This is a genomic window from Leisingera sp. ANG59, from assembly GCF_013317235.1.
Taxonomy (GTDB): Bacteria; Pseudomonadota; Alphaproteobacteria; order Rhodobacterales; family Rhodobacteraceae; genus Leisingera.
The window spans coordinates 13,518-29,395 of record NZ_WLCM01000028.1 but is presented as its reverse complement, the minus strand read 5'-3'; the positions used below and the strand labels follow the sequence as shown (position 1 = coordinate 29,395).

The 15,878-nt window shown below is 65.7% G+C and carries 15 protein-coding genes; 3 read left to right on the top strand and 12 right to left on the bottom strand.

Annotation, left to right across the window (positions count from 1 at the left end):
* The first annotated feature begins 21 nt into the window (after positions 1-21).
* The gene (locus GKC28_RS19195) at positions 22-744 is read left to right on the top strand and encodes an HAD family hydrolase (protein WP_174148609.1); all 723 of its coding nucleotides are present in this window, start codon (positions 22-24) and stop codon (positions 742-744) included.
* Here the strand turns inward: GKC28_RS19195 and GKC28_RS19190 are convergent.
* Positions 713-1,630 (bottom strand): GlxA family transcriptional regulator, encoded by a 918-nt coding sequence (locus GKC28_RS19190; protein ID WP_174148608.1) that lies wholly within the window; start codon positions 1,628-1,630, stop codon positions 713-715. The genes GKC28_RS19195 and GKC28_RS19190 overlap by 32 nt on opposite strands.
* Positions 1,631-1,729: 99 nt before the next feature.
* On the opposite strand from GKC28_RS19190, the gene GKC28_RS19185 reads away from it, so the two are divergent.
* On the top strand, positions 1,730-2,533 hold the full coding sequence (locus GKC28_RS19185) for an MBL fold metallo-hydrolase (protein ID WP_174148607.1): 804 nt from the start codon (positions 1,730-1,732) through the stop codon (positions 2,531-2,533).
* Positions 2,534-2,623: 90 nt separating this feature from the next.
* Here GKC28_RS19185 and GKC28_RS19180 read toward each other — a convergent pair whose 3' ends face one another.
* The 10 genes from GKC28_RS19180 to GKC28_RS19135 form a co-directional block, all read right to left on the bottom strand.
* Entirely contained in the window at positions 2,624-3,247 is a 624-nt protein-coding gene (locus GKC28_RS19180; protein WP_254604314.1) for an Isoquinoline 1-oxidoreductase subunit, read from the bottom strand.
* A 14-nt stretch (positions 3,248-3,261) separates the two neighbouring features.
* Positions 3,262-5,406, bottom strand: coding sequence for a xanthine dehydrogenase family protein molybdopterin-binding subunit (locus GKC28_RS19175; RefSeq protein ID WP_174148606.1), 2,145 nt, complete (start codon positions 5,404-5,406; stop codon positions 3,262-3,264).
* Between the two features lie 3 nt (positions 5,407-5,409).
* Positions 5,410-5,868 carry a (2Fe-2S)-binding protein gene (locus GKC28_RS19170; protein WP_174148605.1) on the bottom strand — a complete coding sequence of 153 codons (459 nt, stop codon included), beginning with the start codon at positions 5,866-5,868 and terminating at the stop codon, positions 5,410-5,412.
* A gap of 187 nt (positions 5,869-6,055) precedes the next feature.
* On the bottom strand, positions 6,056-7,045 hold the full coding sequence (locus GKC28_RS19165; RefSeq protein WP_174148604.1) for an enoyl-CoA hydratase/isomerase family protein: 990 nt from the start codon (positions 7,043-7,045) through the stop codon (positions 6,056-6,058).
* A gap of 38 nt (positions 7,046-7,083) precedes the next feature.
* Positions 7,084-7,728 carry an ABC transporter ATP-binding protein gene (locus GKC28_RS19160; protein ID WP_174148603.1) on the bottom strand — a complete coding sequence of 215 codons (645 nt, stop codon included), beginning with the start codon at positions 7,726-7,728 and terminating at the stop codon, positions 7,084-7,086.
* Entirely contained in the window at positions 7,721-8,527 is an 807-nt protein-coding gene (locus GKC28_RS19155) for an ABC transporter ATP-binding protein (protein WP_174148602.1), read from the bottom strand. The genes GKC28_RS19160 and GKC28_RS19155 overlap by 8 nt, the downstream gene beginning before the upstream one ends.
* Positions 8,520-9,479 carry a branched-chain amino acid ABC transporter permease gene (locus tag GKC28_RS19150; protein WP_174148601.1) on the bottom strand — a complete coding sequence of 320 codons (960 nt, stop codon included), beginning with the start codon at positions 9,477-9,479 and terminating at the stop codon, positions 8,520-8,522. Before GKC28_RS19150 ends, GKC28_RS19155 begins: the two co-directional genes overlap by 8 nt.
* Entirely contained in the window at positions 9,479-10,375 is an 897-nt protein-coding gene (locus GKC28_RS19145; protein ID WP_174148600.1) for a branched-chain amino acid ABC transporter permease, read from the bottom strand. Before GKC28_RS19145 ends, GKC28_RS19150 begins: the two co-directional genes overlap by 1 nt.
* Before the next feature lie 77 nt (positions 10,376-10,452).
* Positions 10,453-11,757, bottom strand: a complete 1,305-nt coding sequence (locus tag GKC28_RS19140) for an ABC transporter substrate-binding protein (RefSeq protein WP_174148599.1) — start codon at positions 11,755-11,757, stop codon at positions 10,453-10,455.
* Positions 11,758-11,770: 13 nt separating this feature from the next.
* Entirely contained in the window at positions 11,771-13,429 is a 1,659-nt protein-coding gene (locus GKC28_RS19135) for an FAD-dependent oxidoreductase (RefSeq protein ID WP_174148598.1), read from the bottom strand.
* Positions 13,430-13,632: 203 nt separating this feature from the next.
* Here GKC28_RS19135 and GKC28_RS19130 point away from each other — a divergent pair, with 203 nt between their 5' ends.
* On the top strand, positions 13,633-15,330 hold the full coding sequence (locus GKC28_RS19130; RefSeq protein ID WP_174148597.1) for a sigma 54-interacting transcriptional regulator: 1,698 nt from the start codon (positions 13,633-13,635) through the stop codon (positions 15,328-15,330).
* An 80-nt stretch (positions 15,331-15,410) separates the two neighbouring features.
* Here the strand turns inward: GKC28_RS19130 and GKC28_RS19125 are convergent, their stop codons facing one another.
* Positions 15,411-15,797, bottom strand: a complete 387-nt coding sequence (locus GKC28_RS19125; protein WP_174148596.1) for a RidA family protein — start codon at positions 15,795-15,797, stop codon at positions 15,411-15,413.
* Positions 15,798-15,878: the final 81 nt, after the last annotated feature.

Sequence of the window (15,878 nt, the reverse complement as noted above, 5' to 3'; positions counted from 1 at the left end):
TGCTGATGAGGGAGAAACCACATGAGACTTCAAGACATCAAGGCGCTGACATTTGATACCGGCGGCACCGTGCTGGACTGGCACAGCGGGTTCCGCGATGCATTCGCCGCGGCGGGACAGCGCCACGGGATCAGCCGTGACTGGGCGGCGCTGGCCAATGACCTGCGGCGGCGGTCGATGCAGGCGATGCTGAACCTTGGTGAGGATGGCCCGCCGGCATACAACTTCGACGAAGCGCACCGGTTCTGTCTGGAAGCGCTGCTGAACGAAGAAGGGCTGGAGACCTTTGACGCGCGAGACCGGCAGGCGATAGCCTGGGATGCACCGCATGGGTTCGATGCCTGGCCCGACGTGCAGGAAGGGCTGGCGGCGCTTCGCCTGGACCGCATCGTGGCGTCGTTCTCGCTGCTCTCCTACCGGCTGATCATCGACAGCTCGCGCCGGAACGGGCTGGTCTGGGATGCGGTGCTGTCATGCGAGGGGCTGGGCCTCTACAAGCTGCTGCCAGAAGCCTACCGGCGGGCGGCAAGGCGGCTACAGCTGGCGCCTGAGGAATGCCTGATGGTGGCTTGCCACCCCTATGACCTGGACGCTGCGCGGCAGGTGGGGTTCCGCACCGCGCTGGTGCGGCGGCCTCGGGAATGGGGAGACCGGATGCCGGAGACGCCTGCACGGGGCGAAACCGGTGCTTATGATCTAGAAGTGGACAGTTTCAACGAACTGGCGGCGGCGTTGCAGGGCTAGGCGCGTTCCAATGCGTGCGCCGGAAGCGGCCGGGGGTCATTCCGGCCTGACGTGAGAAAACCCGGTGAAAGGCTGGCAGGTCGGAATAGCCCACCTCTGCCGCGATCTCTGCCACGCTGCGTCCAGTTGTGGTCAGCAGGTCGCGGGCGCGTTCGATACGCAAGTTCTGCTGGTAGGCAGTCAGGCTGTGACCGGTGGTGCGGGTGAACCGCCGCTGCAGACTGCGCAGCGACAGGCCAACAGCGGCAGCAAGATCGGCGGCACTCAGCGGCTCAGCCAACTGAGCCTCGATCCGTTGCTGCGCGGCTAGAACAGGCCGGTCTCCGTGGTCCATCGGCGGCAGGAAGCGGCGGTAGCGGCGCTGGTCGCGGCGGCCGGGGTCGATGATGAAATGCCGGGCGGTGTCCAGCATTGCGGCGCGGCCCGCTAGCCGCTCAATCACCACCAGCGCCAGGTCGATCCAGGCCATAAGCCCACCAGCGGTCACCAAATCCGTGTGCTCGATCACCAGCCGGGCAGTATCGAGCTGAAGCGCGGGGTATTCCAGCCGTATGCGCGTCTCTAGCCCCCAATGGGTGGTTACTGGACGGCCCCGGTCGATCCCTGCGGCGGCAATCCAGTGCAGCCCGGTGCAGGCAGAGCAGATGAGCGCACCCTGGGCGGATTGCTCCGCTAGCCAGCCGGTGACCCAGGGCGCATCCGAGGGATGCACTTCACACGCGGAAGGCGGCAGGATCACGGCGCGGGTATGGGCGGGTGCCAGGTCCGGCTGTGTGACCGTTAGCGGGGCCAGTCCGGCGTGGCTCAGAATGTCATTCAGCCCCAGCACAGCAGAGGGCATGGAACCGGGATAGTTCAGGATCACTGTGGGCTGTTGAAGTGGCATGATTGGCGTAACTGGCAAATAGTTTGTCACGGGCGACAATACCCGCCACCTCAGCTTTGCGCCATATCCGGATCATCACACGCGAAAAGGAGAGCGCCCATGCCCAATGCCCCTCATACACTGTCCGTCGGCCAGATCAGCCTTACGGTGTTCGACGACGGTCATTTTGATCTGCCGCTGGAGTATTTTTCCGGCCTGTCCGGCGATCTGACCCAACGACTGAGCGCACCGCTGACCATCGGTGCCAACCTGTGGCTGATTGATACGGGCAGCCGACGGTTCCTGGTAGATACCGGGTCCGGCCAGGCGCTCGAGCAGAGGTTTCCCGCGACAGGCCAAGCTCTGGAGGCTGTCTCGGACGCGGAGGTCTCCGACATCGTGCTGACCCATATGCACGCTGACCACCTTGGCGGGTTGCTGGGCGGCGAATTTTTTGGGGTCCGGGTGCATGTGTCGAAGCCGGAATGGGAGTTCTGGACGCAGGCCGGGCTGGCCGATGCATTGCCGGAGGAACAGCGCCCGATGATCGAAATGGTGCAGGCAGTGGCCGCATCTTTCGCGGACCGTGTGGTGACCCATGAGGGGGCCGCCGACCTTGGCGAGGGGCTGACGCTGGTGCCGCTGCCGGGCCACACCCCAGGCCACACAGGGCTGCGCCTTAGGTCTGGCGGCGAGGAACTGCTGATTGTCGGTGACGCGGTGATCTCGGGACAGGTGCATTTTTCCGAGCCTGACGCAGGCTATGCGCTGGACAGCGACGCTGATGCCGCCGCCGCCACCCGCCGCGCGCTGCTGGCTGATGCGGCGCAGTCGGGCACACCGATCGCCGCCACCCACCTGCCGTTCCCGGGTCTGGGCCGGGTCGAGACGGAGGGCGATGTCTGGCGGTTCGTGCCGCTCTGAGCGGGTCTATCCGGGTTTGACAATGGTCTGAACGGAAAATCCGGCGGCTCCGAGGGGCCGCCGGTTTTATCTTTCGCGCAAGCCGTTGACTCAACCGGGGCAGGCGGCGCCGGTTTCGACCCAGTTTTCCGCGAGTTCGGCAAAAGCCTCCCAGGTGCCCGGGGCCGGGGTGCGGCCTTCGCCGGGGGTCCAGGCCCAGCCGACCAGGGAGTCATGGCCCATGTGGTGCGCCACCTCGGCCATGGTGCGGCCTCCATTGCGCTCTGGATCCTTCAACTGGGCGCAGATCTCCGGCACGGTCATGCCGACCCAACCCATGCTGGCGGGTGCCAGCTGCCAGTGCCCATTGCCAGGCACCGAGCCGCTTTCCCCCAGAAACGGGCGGTTTTCTTCGCCGTGGCAGGTGGTGCAGCGCATCGCGACAACGCCGAAGTTGTCCTCGGTACGCGGCACGGGCGGCGAGTGCGGTTTGCGCTCGTCGCCCTGCAGCGGTCCGCTGTTGACCGGGTGGCAGTTCATGCAGCGCGGGTGAGTGATGACCTTGGCCATTTCGCCGAAGATCGCGGCAGAGCGCGCCTCTTCGGGGGCAATGCCTTCGAAAGCCTCGGCAGTTTTCAGGCCATTCACCTCCTGGGCGGCGGCTGTGCCGTCGGCGGTGAATTGCGCGAGCAGGGCCGCAACGGTCAGGGCCGCAGCGCGTTTGATGAAGTTCATTGTCCGGTCTCCTTTTACGCGCGCACCAGCGGCAGGCGGCGCACTGGCTGGCCTTTTAGGACACGCCAGGCGTTGCTGACGGCCGGCGCAATCGGCGGGGTGCCCGCTTCTCCGATGCCGCCGGGTTTTTCACTGCTGACGGCAAGATCGATCTCGACCTCGGGCATCTCGTGGATCCGCAGCAGGCGGTAACTGTCGAAGTTCTCCTGCGCGACCTGGCCGTCTTCGGCAAAGGTGATCTCGTTGAACAGCGCGGCGCTGAGCCCATAGCCGAGCCCGCCTTCGATCTGCGCCTTAACCACATCGGGGTTGATGGCGATGCCGACGTCTGCGGCCACCCAGACCTTGCTCACGCGGGGTTCACCGGCCACCTCCGAGACCTCGGCGATATAGGCGAAATGGGCGTCATAGCTGGGATGCAGCGCCACACCGTAGGCCTTGCCGTCAGAACCGTTCACGCCCTGCCAGTTGGCCATTTCCGCCACGCGCTCCAGCACCTTGCGGTCGCGCGGGGACTTGTCGCCCAGCAGCTCCAGACGGCCCGCGACCGGGTCTTTGCCCTTGGCCTGCAGCACCTCGTCCAGGAACACCTCGTTGGCGAATGCGGTGTGCGAGTGGCCGACTGAGCGCCACCACAGGTGCGGCACCTTGCTGTCGGTGCGCACCCAGCGGGCCTCGAAGGCACCAAAGTCGTAGGGTTTGTGGATTGAGCCCTCAACCGAAAAGGGGTCGACACCGTTCTGGATCACCACTTCGAAGGCGGAGCCGCCCATGATGCTTTCGGTGGCGAACTTGTCTTGCCAGCCGATGATGCGGCCGGTTTCGTCCAGCGCGGCGCGCTGGCGGTGGACGGCCTGCGGGCGGTAATAGGCGCCCTGGATGTCGTCCTTGCGGCTCCAGACCAGCTTGAAGGTGCCCTGGCCGCCGGCCTTGGCCACCTGGGCCAGCTCCTGGGCGAACTGCGAGTCATACTGGGCGCGGCGGCCAAAGCTGCCGCCGGCCATCAGGGTGTTGATCGCCACCTGCTCGGGCGCGATGCCGAGGATATTGGCGGTCACCTGCTGGTCGACGGTCTGCATCTGGCTGCCCATCCAGATCTCAGCGGCGTCGCCGCGATTCTCGATCACCCCGTCCATCACCTCCAGCGGGGCATGGGCCAGGTAGGGCAGGCGGTATTCGGCCTCGATCACCTCAGCGGCACCGGCAAAGGCCGCGTCCAGATCGCCATAGGTTTCGGCAACCACACCTTCACCCGTCGCAGCGGCGGCGGCGACCTCTTCCATCTGTTCCTCGGCAGAGCGGGTTTCCGCTTCGCTCAGGTCCCAGTCGATTTCCAGCGCATCGCGGCCCTTGAAAGCGCTGTACGTGTTCTTGGCATAGACCGCGACGCCGGTGGGGATCGTCTCGACCTTCTCGACGCCATCGATGGCCAGCGCGGCGGCGGAATTGACCGATTTTACCTTGCCGCCAATCCAGGGAGAGTGGGCGACGGCAACGGTCAGCATCCCCTCCCGGTAGACGTCGAGCGTGAACTGTGCTGCGCCGGTGGTCTTGTCCGCAGAATCGAGGCGCGGGACGTCCTTGCCGATCAGCACGAAATCTGCCGGGTCCTTGAGCTTGGGCTCTTCGGGCGGGGTGCTGTCATGAGCGGCGGCAACGAGCTCGCCGAATTGCGCCGAATTGCCACTGGCCGCGTGGCTGACGACGCCCTTGGCGACGGTGATCTCATCCTCGGGCAAACCCCATTCGCGGGCGGCGGCCTGCACCAGCATGGAGCGGGCCGCTGCGCCGGCCTGGCGCATCTGGGTAAAGGCATTGCGCACCGCGGTGGAGGCGCCGGTGCCCTGGATGCCAAAGGCGAAGTTCTGATAGGTGGCGGTGTCCGCAGGCGCGTGTTCGGCGCGCATCTGCGACCAGTCGGCGTCCAGCTCTTCCGCGACGAGGGTGGCGAAGCCGGTAAAGGGCCCTTGGCCGAATTCGATGTGCTTGACGATTACCGTGACTGTGTTGTCCTCGGCGATGCGGACGAAGGCGTTGAGGCTGATCGGGCCGGAGGCCGCCTTGGCCGCCATCTTGCCGCCAACAGGAAGATGCGCGCCGATGATAAGGGCTGCGCTGCCGGCCAGGAAGCCGCGACGGGTGGGCGAGAACTTGGTCATGGATCAGGTCTCCAGCATCTTGGCTGCGTTGTGGATCGCCTTGCGGATGCGCACGTAAGTGGCGCAGCGGCAGGCGTTGCCGGCCATCGCAAAGTCGATATCCTCATCCGTTGGGTTTGGGATTTCGGTCAGCAGGGCTGCGGCGGCGATGATCTGGCCGGACTGGCAGTAGCCGCATTGCGGCACGTCGATGTCGACCCAGGCCTTGCGCACTGCGTCGGCCTCGGGGCCTTCAAGCGCCTCGATGGTGATGATGTCGGAGCCTTCGAGCGCCTCCACCGGGGTCACGCAGGAGCGCACGGGCATGCCGTCCACCATGACTGTGCAGGCGCCGCACTGGGCGATGCCGCAGCCGAATTTGGTGCCGGTCAGGCGCAGGTCGTCGCGCAGCGCCCAGAGCAGCGGCGTATCGCCGGGAACGTCAAGCGTGACGTCCTTTCCGTTGATGGTGAGGTCTGTCATTTCGGGTCTCCTCCTTTGGCTGGTCCTGGAGAGTGGCTTCAACGCTGTTTGGTGCTGCGTTGTTGGGAGTGAAAAAGGTCGGGTAGGGCCGGGTCGCGCTTACCGTTTCACTTCAGGTTTCGAATCGCAACCGGTATACTTTTAGTAACCTGACGACCCGGCAGGCGCTGCCCGGCGGGGTTATCGGCTAGGGTCCGGGATCCGGCCGCGGGCCAGTGTCTGGCTTCCAGTTTGGTTTGCGGTCCTTGTCGATGATCGCGGCCCGCACCCCTTCGAGGAAGTCGCCTTCGGTCAGGCAGTATGCCGCTGCATCAAGGTCACGCTCCAGGCAGCGGCGCAGGCTCGGGCAGGGGCGCGCGGCATCCAGCAGATCGAGCGTGAGCCGCAGGGAGCGCGGCGAGGCCCGGCGCAGCGCGGCGGCGGCGTCCTGCGCCCAGGCGTCGGGCCGCCGCTCCAGCCGGGCGGCCATCGCGGCGGGCGATTGCCCCGCAAACATCGCCGCCGCGTCTTCCGGATCGGGCAGGGTGCCCGGCCCGGGCGGGGTGCTGAATTGCGCAATCGGGCTTGCGTCCGCCGCTTCCATCAGCGCGCCGGCCAGGGCGGGCAGCCGGTCCGAGGGCACGAAACTGTCCGCGAGCCCCAGCGCGATGCAATCGGCGGCGCCAAGGCGCACCCTGGTCAGCGCAACCAGCCGGGCCAGCCCCTCGGGCGCCCGTGCCAGCAGGTGGCTGGCCCCCACGTCGGGCACCAGCCCGATGCCGCACTCGGGCATCGCCAGCACCGTGCGTTCGGTGACCACGCGGTGCCGCCCGTGGGCCGAGATACCTGCGCCGCCGCCCATCACGATGCCGTCCATCAGCGCCACGTAGGGGGTTCCGAGTTCGGCAATCTGGGCGTTCAATGCATAGTTTTCCGCCCAGAATCCGGTGCAATAGGCAAAGTTGCCCGCCGTGCCCTCCGCATAAAGCCGGGCCACGTCGCCGCCGGCGCAGAAGGCCCTGCCGCCGGCGGCGTCCACCACGATCAGCGTCACCCCCGGATCGGCCTCCCACTCGGACAGGACGCGCGACATGCGCTGCACCATGCCGCGGGTCAGGGCGTTCAGCGCCTTGGGCCGGTTCAGGGTGATCCGCGCGGCGGCGCCAGCTTTGGTTTCGGTGATCTCCGGTTCCAGCATTCCGGTCTCCTTTGGCTTGAGCCTGTGGCGGGAAGGGGTCACGCGGGATGCGTGGCCCCGCGTTCGATGCGGTAGCTGCGGTCCAGCAGGTCGGCGCAGTGGTGGTCGTTGGATTCCGCGATCAGGATCGACATGCCCTCGGATTTCAGGTCCCGCAGGATTTCCGAGATCCGCCGGGCCAGCACCGGGGCGATGCCCTCGGAGGGCTCATCCAGCAGGATCAGCCGCCCGCCCATCATCAGCGCCCGCGCCAGCGCCGCCAGTTTCTGCTGGCCGCCGGACAGCGAGGTGGCGCTGCGGCCGCGGAACTCGCGCACCTCCGGCATCAGGTCATAGATCCATTTCAGCCGGTCCTGATAGTCGGGGATGTCCACCGCCCAGACCGGCATCATGATGTTTTCCTCGGCCGACAGCTGCGGCACCAGCTTGCGGTCCTCGGGCATGTAGCCGATGCCGATGCGGGCGCGGTCCTGCGGCGGGGTGGCGGACAGCTGGCAGTGGTCAAAGTTCATCGTGCCGGACTGTGCTGCGAGCAGCCCCATGATCGCGCGCATCATCGTGGTCTTTCCCGCGCCGTTGGGGCCGATCAGGCCCACCATCTCGCCGGTGTTCACGGTGAGCGCGCTGCCGCGCAGGATCGGCACCGGGCCGATGGAGACGTTCAGGTTGTTGATCTCAAGCATAGGCTGCCTCCGCTTGTCCGGTTGCGGCTGTTGGGGCGGTTGGGGCGCGGGTGTCGCCGATCACCAGCTCCCGCACCTTGGGGTCGATCAGCGCCCGGGCGGGCGGGGCGTCGCAGATCACCTCGCCCGAGAAGAAGGCGAGCACCCGGTCGACGTAGCGCTCGACGATTTCCATGTCGTGCTCGATGAACAGGACAGTGGTGCCGGAGGCCTTCAGCGCCGACATCACCGTGTCCATGATGGCGAACTTCTCCTCTGCGGCGACACCGGAGGTGGGTTCGTCCAGAAGCAGCATCCTGGGGCCGCTGACCACCGCCATGGCGATGTCGAGCAGCTTGCGCGAGCCCTGCGACAGCGCGCTGGCCTCGTGTTCGGCCACATCCGTGAGGCCGTAGCGGGCCATGATCGCGTCGCATTCCGCCAGCAGCTCCGGCCCGGCGATGGGGCGCAGCAGCGCGCCGCCCTTGCGCCGGGCCAGGGCCAGTGCCGACAGGAGGTTCTGCCTCACGCTGAGGGTCATGAACACCTGGCTGACCTGGAACGAGCGGGTGAGCCCCTGGTGCACCGCCAGCCGCGGCGCGATGCCGGTGATGTCGCGGCCCCGGAAGCGGATGGTGCCGCCTGAGGGTTTCAGGTAGCCCGTGACCATGTTGACGAACGTGGTCTTGCCCGCGCCGTTGGCACCGATCACGCCGACCACCTGGCCTGCGGGGATGTCGACGTTGATGTCCTTGGCCGCGGTCACGGCGCCGAAGGATTTCTGCAGGTCCTTGACGGAGAGGATAGGCACATCAGTCATGACGGAGCCTCCGAAAAAAGGGGATGCGTTCCAGCAGCGACCAGATGCCGCCGGGCAGGAAGAAGATGATCAAGAGCAGCGTGCCGCCGACGATCAGCTGCCAGGCGTGCGGGGCGATTTCGAAGGCGTAGGTGCGCAGGAACTCGAAGATGATGGCACCGATGAAGGGCGCCAGCACGCTGCCCGGCCCGGCCATGATGGTGATGAAGACCAGCTCGCCCGAGACGGTCCAGTAGACCATGCTGTCGGGGTCGACCTGCCCCAGCGCCATCGCCATCATCCCGCCCGCGCCGCCGGCCAGGGCGGCCGAGATCACGTATTTGATGTGGATCGCGCGGGCCACCGAATAGCCCAGGTATTCCACCCGGATCTCGTTGTCGCGGATCGCCGTGGTCAGCCGCCCGAGGGTCGAGCGCAGGTACATCTGCACCAGCACCGCCAGCGCCAGGCAGACGGTTATGATGGCGGTGAACAGCACCTGCTTGCCCTCGGGCGCCCAGCCCAGGAAGGTGGTCTGCGACACCGAGAACCCATCGGTGGACCCCAGCGCCTCGGTCTTGACCAGGATGCCGTAGAGCACCATCGAAAACGCCAGCGACAGCATCGCAAAGAAGATGTCGCGGTAGCGGCGCAGGATGAAGCCGAGAGCAAATCCCGCGACCACCGCAACAAGAATGGCGGCGAGGATGCGCAGGGCGAAATCGCTGAGGCCCAGCCAGTGCTCGGACAGCGCCACCGCATAGGCGCCCAGCCCGAAGTAGAGCCCGTGGCCGAAGGACATCAGCCCGGTGCGCCACAGCACCAGAAGCCCCAGCACGGCGGCGCCGCGCGCCAGGCCGAACATCATGTTGTTGACGACCCAGGCCGGCAGCATCAGCCCGGCGGCGGCCAGCGCCAGCAGTGCCAGTGCGGTCAGCCGCACCGTCTTGTCGGATAGAATTGCGTGCAGCATCAGATTTTCCTCGCCTTGGCCGGTGCAAACAGCCCCTCGGGGCGCACGATCAGAACCGCGGACATCACCAGGAAGATCACGAACAGCTCCAGCTCCGGCAGCTTGTGAACCGCCAGCGCGCGCAGCAGGCCGACCAGCAGCGCGCCGATCAGCGCGCCGGGGATCGAGCCCATGCCGCCGATCACGACGACGGCGAAGCTGAGCACGATGACATCGACGGCAAAGCCGGGCGCCACCGACACGGTGGGCGCGATATAGGCGCCGCCGAGCGCGCCCAGCACGGCGCCCGCGCAGAAGGTGACGACAAACAGGCGGCGCACGTTGATGCCGACGATCAGCGCCATCTCGCGGTCATGGATGACGGCAGTGATCAGCTTGCCCCAGCGGGTGCGGGTCAGCATCCACCAGCTTCCCGCGGCGACGGACAGCGCGACGCCGAACAGGGTCAGCGAATAGACGTCGCGGAAGATGCCGCCCATCTCGACGCTGCCCAGGGCCACCATCGGCTGATAGGCGAAATAGGGGTTCACGCCGAAGATCAGCAGGATCAGGTCCTCGAGGATCAGGAACACCCCGAAGGTGGCGAGCACGATCAGGATCTCCTCGTGATCGTAGAGCCGGCGCAGCACGATCCGCTCGATCAGCAGGCCCAGCACGATGCCGACCGCCAGCGCCGATCCGGCGATGATCAGGAAGGCGAACCAATCGGGCAGCCCCATCTCGGAGGCGGCGCCGATGAAATAGGCGGCAGTGTAAGCGCCCCAGGCGTAGAAGCCGCCATGGGCCACGTTCAGGATCTTCATCACCCCGAAGATGATGGTGAGACCCGCCGCGACGATGAACAGGTACGAGGCATAGACCAGCCCGTCCAGCAGTATGGTAAACAGCAGTTGCATGTGTATTTTCCTCCTCCCTCTCTCTCCAGCAGCGGGCAGGGCAGAAGCGCCCCGCCCGCCACCGGGGAGAACCGGGGTCAGCAGCTGGCGCCAGGCATGCCGGCCTCGAGCCATTCGATGCCGGTCTGGCCTTCCGGCGGCATGATGCAGTCCGCGGGGTAGAACACGACGCCGGTGGCTTCCGGCTCGCCGGTCTCCTTGTTCCAGCCGGTGATGCCATAGCCCACCGGATGCACCGCCTGATGGCCGCCGCCAAGCGCCATCGAGACGCGGCCGCCGAAGCTGTCCCATTCAAGTCCCGTCAAGGCGTCGATGATCTGCGCCTGCTCCGGGAATCCGCCGGCCGCTTCTGCTGCCTTGTCCATGGCGATCTTCAGCGCCAGGACGGACTGGGCGTACTGGTAGGACGGCCCCAGGGGGTATTCGCCGTATTTCTCCTTGTAGCGGTCGACGAACCAGCGGTTCAGCGGCGTGTCCAGACCGCGCACCAGCAGGCCGTATTCGCCGCGGGTGCCCATCACCACGCCTTCGGGGAAGCCCTTGCCCAGACGGTCCACCGCCGAGGCGCCGAGCGTCGAGATGAAGGTCTTCTGGCGGAAGAAGCCGCGCACATTGGCCTGCAGCACAAAGGCCTCCATGTCGCCGTCCCAGAAGCTGGAATGCACCAGCGGCGCCTTGTCGAGCGACAGGGTGGAGATCTCGGTGCCGAACTGGCCCGCAAACAGCTTCGGGAACTGCGGGTTGTCCGACGCCGCGGTGTCCGGGTTGATGGTCTTCATCGCCAGGTCGAAGAACTTGTAGCTGTCCTGGCCCCAGGCGTAGTTCTGGTTGATCCCGGTATAGGCCGGGGCGTCGCCGAACTTGTCGCGCACGTAAAGCGCCGCCGCCACCCCATCGCCGACCGCGTGGCCGGTGGTGCGGAAGACGTAGTCCTTGCCGCCTTCCTCGAACAGGCGCGGCGAGCCGCAGACCGGGATGATGGTCAGCGTCTTCAGCTCTTCGGCGACCGGCGCCACCGACAGGCAGGAGCCCGACGAGATATAGCCGATCACAGCGTCCACGCCCTGTTTCTGGACGAGGTTGCGGTATTCAGCGACCTGCTTGGTATTGCCGCCGGCCTCGTCGACGAAAACCGGGGCAAGCCGCGCCCCGGCAAAACCGGGGGTATCATAGGGGGCAGGCAGCGCACCTGCGTTGATGGCCTCGATGACCAGTTCGGCGCCCTGGTGGCCCGGAACCCCGAACGGCCCGGCGGCGGGGCCGGACAGAAAGGTGACGATACCGACCTTGAACTCCTCCTTGGCGGCGGCGGGCAGCGCATTGAGCGCGGTGCTGGCCGCGAGGCCGCACACGCAGGCCAGTTTCAACAGGTTGGGTTGCATGGATTTTCCTCCCTTAGAGTGCTGCGGCCAGGGGTTGCTCCCCCAGCGCGATGTCATGGATTTCCAGCCCCGCGCCGTTCAGGCGCACGGCTTGTTTGCGCTGCCATTCGCCGGTCTCCTCCGGGAAGTCGCTGCGCATGTGGGTGCCGCGGGATTCCTGCCGCCTCCGCATCGCCAGGCACATGGCCTCGGCCAGACGGGCGACCCGGGCTAGGCGTTGGACCTCGGTAAAGCCGTTGAGATCGTCCCAGCCCAGTCCGGCAATTTCGCCCTGCAGGGTGCGGATCTGCGCCAGCGTTTCCGTCAGCAGCTCGTCGGAGCGGGCTGGGCCAAGGCCCTTCTGGGTGAGCTGGCGCACCTGTGCCAGCAGGTCCGCGGGGAGGGCGCCGTTGCCCGCGCGCCGGGTTGGGGGCGGATTGTCGGTGGAACGCGCCATGTTGGAACGCGGCTGCAGATTGGTGGCCGCGTGGCGGCCGGAGATGGCGCCATAGGTCATCGCCTCGACCAGCGCGGTGCCGCCGTGGCGGTTGGCGCCGTGCAAACCGCCGGCCACCTCGCCCACCGCATAGACGCCGGGGATCGAAGTTTGACCGTCGGTGTCCACCCGCACGCCGCCGATGGTGTAGTGCGACGAGGGCGAGATCCGGACCGGGCGCTCGCGGTAATCCGGCACGTGTTTGGACAGGAAGGTCGCGGTCAGCGAGTCCGGCGCCCATTCGGCGTCCTGGGTTTCGCGGAAGTCGATGAAGACCTCGCGCCCCTCGATGATCTCCGACTGGATGATGAAACTGAGGAAGTCCCAGTTGTGCAGCGCGGCCAGCGCCGACTGGCCGGGGCCCATGTGTTTCAGGATCAGGTCCTCGCCGTCGGAATTCACCAGCTTGGCGGTGGAAGGGTAGTCCGGGTAGAGGAAGATCGCGGGTGCGCCTTCTTCGTTCACCGCCAGCGGGTAGAACTGGATGAACTCCATGTCGACCAGCTCGGCACCCGCTTCCAGCGCCATCGACTGACCGTCGCCAAGGAGGTTCTGCGGCGTGTCGGTGAACTCGTAGACGCCCTGCATCCCGCCGGTCGCCAGGATCACCGCGCGGGCGGCGATCCTGACCGGCGCGCCGTCCACGTCGGCCCAGACGCTCGGCCCCTCGCGGTGCAGCGACAGGGCGCTGCCCTTGATCCGGCGCACGGAGCTGGACTTGACCGCCTTGCGCAGCTGCGAGAACAGCGCGGTGCCGTGGGTAGAGGAGAACTCCATCATCAGCCCGGTCATGTCCTCGGCCCCGTCGGCGCCGTAGGTCTCGTCCAGGATATCCTTGCCGCGCATGCCCGTGGAGCGCCGCACCCGCACGCCGCGCGGGGCCCGGTCGACTGGAATGCCGTATTTTTCGATGATCGCGCCCATCTCCGCGGGCGCCTCGTCCACCAGCCGGCGCAGCAGGGCGGTGTCGCAGAGCCCCTTGCCGGTTACCTCCGACATGGCGGCAAAAACGTCCTTTTGCGGGAAGCCGTTATGCGCCGCGTAGGTCAGGAAACCGGTGGAAATCGCGGTCGACGAGGCCTGCCCGTTGAACAGCAGGACAACATCGGCGCCCGCCTCGCTTGCCGCCAGGGCCGCGACCTGGCCTGCGCTGCCTTCTCCTATGACGAGAACGTCGGTTTCGATGATATTAGTCACTTGTTCCTCCTGATGTGTCAGCTTCAAGGCTACGGCTGCGGGGCGGCGGGGCCGCTGCTGAACCGGGGCAGGAGGCAGAAATATTATCCTTTATTTATTAGTGACTTGCGGAGCTTTCGCCTGACTAGCGCAAGTGATTGGTGTCAAAATTGAACCTATATGATATCAAAAATGACACCAAGTCGGGCTCGGGAGGCACTGGCATGAAACGCGAATCGGATATTCTGGACATGTTGCCCTTTGGGGTGCTCAGGCTGCAGGGGGAGCGGATCACCTATGCCAACCGGATGCTGCGCAGCCTGTTTGACGGCGGGCTGACGACGCTGTCTGAACTCGCCGACCGCTATCCGGAGCTGGAGGATCTGCGCCGCCGCGACGGGGCGGAGCAGGCGCCGGCCTGGATCACCATCAACGCCTCGGTGTTTTGCGTAGCCAGCGTCCGGCGCGACACTGCGGTGGAGCATTATTTCCTGCCCAGCTGGTTCGTCTCGGCCACCGACGAAGGGCTGAAGGCGCTGCAGGATAATTTCGACGATTTCGCCGAGATCTTTGAAAACTGCTTTGATGGCATCTACGTCGCGGACGGGGCGGGACGCACCCTGTGGATGAACGCCGGTTTCGAGCGCTGCTATGGCCTGAGCGCGCGCAACTTCCTGGGGCGCGACGCCAGCATGCTGGAGCGTGAGGGCTATCTCGATCCGCTGATCACCTGGAAGATCATCTCCACCAAAAAGCGCCAGACCGCGCTGCAAACAACGAAATCCGGGCGCAAGGTGCTGGCCACCGGCATCCCGCTGATGGCGCCGGACGGCACGGTGCGGCGGGTCATCATCAATTCGCGCGACACGACTGAGCTGATTGAAATGCAGGGTAAGTTGACGGCGGCTGAACAGGAGATCCGAAACTACGAAAGCGAGCTGCGGGAAATCCGCGAGAACGCGGCGCAGGATGGTGAGTTGTTCTGGGCCAGCGAGGACATGCAGGAGACCGTCCGTCTTGCGATGCGGGTGGCGCGCACAGATGCGGCGGTGCTTATCAGCGGCCCGTCGGGTGTTGGCAAACGCAAGCTCTCGGATTTGATCTTCCGTTACAGCAAGCGCAGCCGCAAGCGGCTGCTGCGCTTCGGATTTGGCGGCTTACCGGAAGCCGCGGTTATGGAGGAGCTGTTCGGCAAGGAGGCAGCCGAGGCTGGCCGTGACGAGGGTCTGCTGGCGCGGGCAGTTGGCGGCACCATGATCTTGGAGCGGGTCGACCTGATGCCGCCGCGGGTTCAGGAAAGGCTGTCCTCTTGGCTGCGTACAGGAAAATCACGCCCTGGCCGCGAAGGCAGGGACCTGCGGCTGATCGCAACCAGCCGCGGCGATTTGAGCGCGATGGTTAACGCGGGCAAATTCCGTGAAGATCTGTACTACCGCCTTGCAGTTGCTGAGATATGCATTCCGCCTTTGCAAGACCGCGTCGCGGACATTGCCGGGCTTGCGCAGCATTTCCTGGAAGCTTTCAACAAGCTGCACGATGCGGAAAAATACTTTGACCGCGCGGCAATTAACCGTTTGGCGCGCTGGACCTGGCCGGGCAACGTGCGGGAGCTGCGGACCATGGTCGAGCGGATGGTTGTCACCGGGGAGGAGGCACGCATATCAGCGGCCATGGTTGAAGACGCCTTTGCCGGAGCGACAAATCCGGTGATCCCGCAGGGTGGGATGTCAGGCCGGGTGCCAGCCGAAGAAGTGCGCGACAGGGTCCGGGCCTTTGAGGCTGATCTGCTGCACGATCAGGTAGCCCGCGCGGGCAGTATTCAAAAGGCCGCCGATGCGACCGGTATCAGCGTTTCCACGATCAAGCGGAAGCTTGCCTGGAGGAAGGTCTCGGTGGCAGCCGGGACAAAATTGTCAGAATGACCCCGCCTGGCGCCGGGCGCGGCCTTTCAGCAGAGCGGGCTTCGGTCCACATCATGCTCCTAGGCCGCGGGCAAACCTGCCTACTTCGCGGCGATGACCTCTACTTCGACCTTGAACTCTTCGCGTGTGAACCCGGAAACGATCAGCAGGGTTGAGCTGGGGACCCGCCCGGTTCCGGCCAGGAATTCATCCCGCGCGCGCATATAGCCGGCCATGTGGTCGCGGCTGGTGACATAGGCGGAGATATGGGCGGTATCACCGGGCCTCATATCCCCCTCGCGCAGGATTTCCGTAATGTTTTCGAAGCAGACGAGGGCCTGATCATAGCTGCTTTCGGGGATCGAATCATCTGCCCGGATGCCAAGCTGCCCCGAGGTCACAATGACCCGTTTCCCCGCCGGAATCTCAGTGCCATGCGCATAGGCGGCGAAAGGCGGTCGAATAGTGGTTGGGTTTAAGGCTTTCATTTCATGTCCTTTTTTCCGATCGCTTAAAAGGCTTGCAAGAGGGAAAAGAGTTTGCAAGCCTAAAGACACTCTCTGGCACAG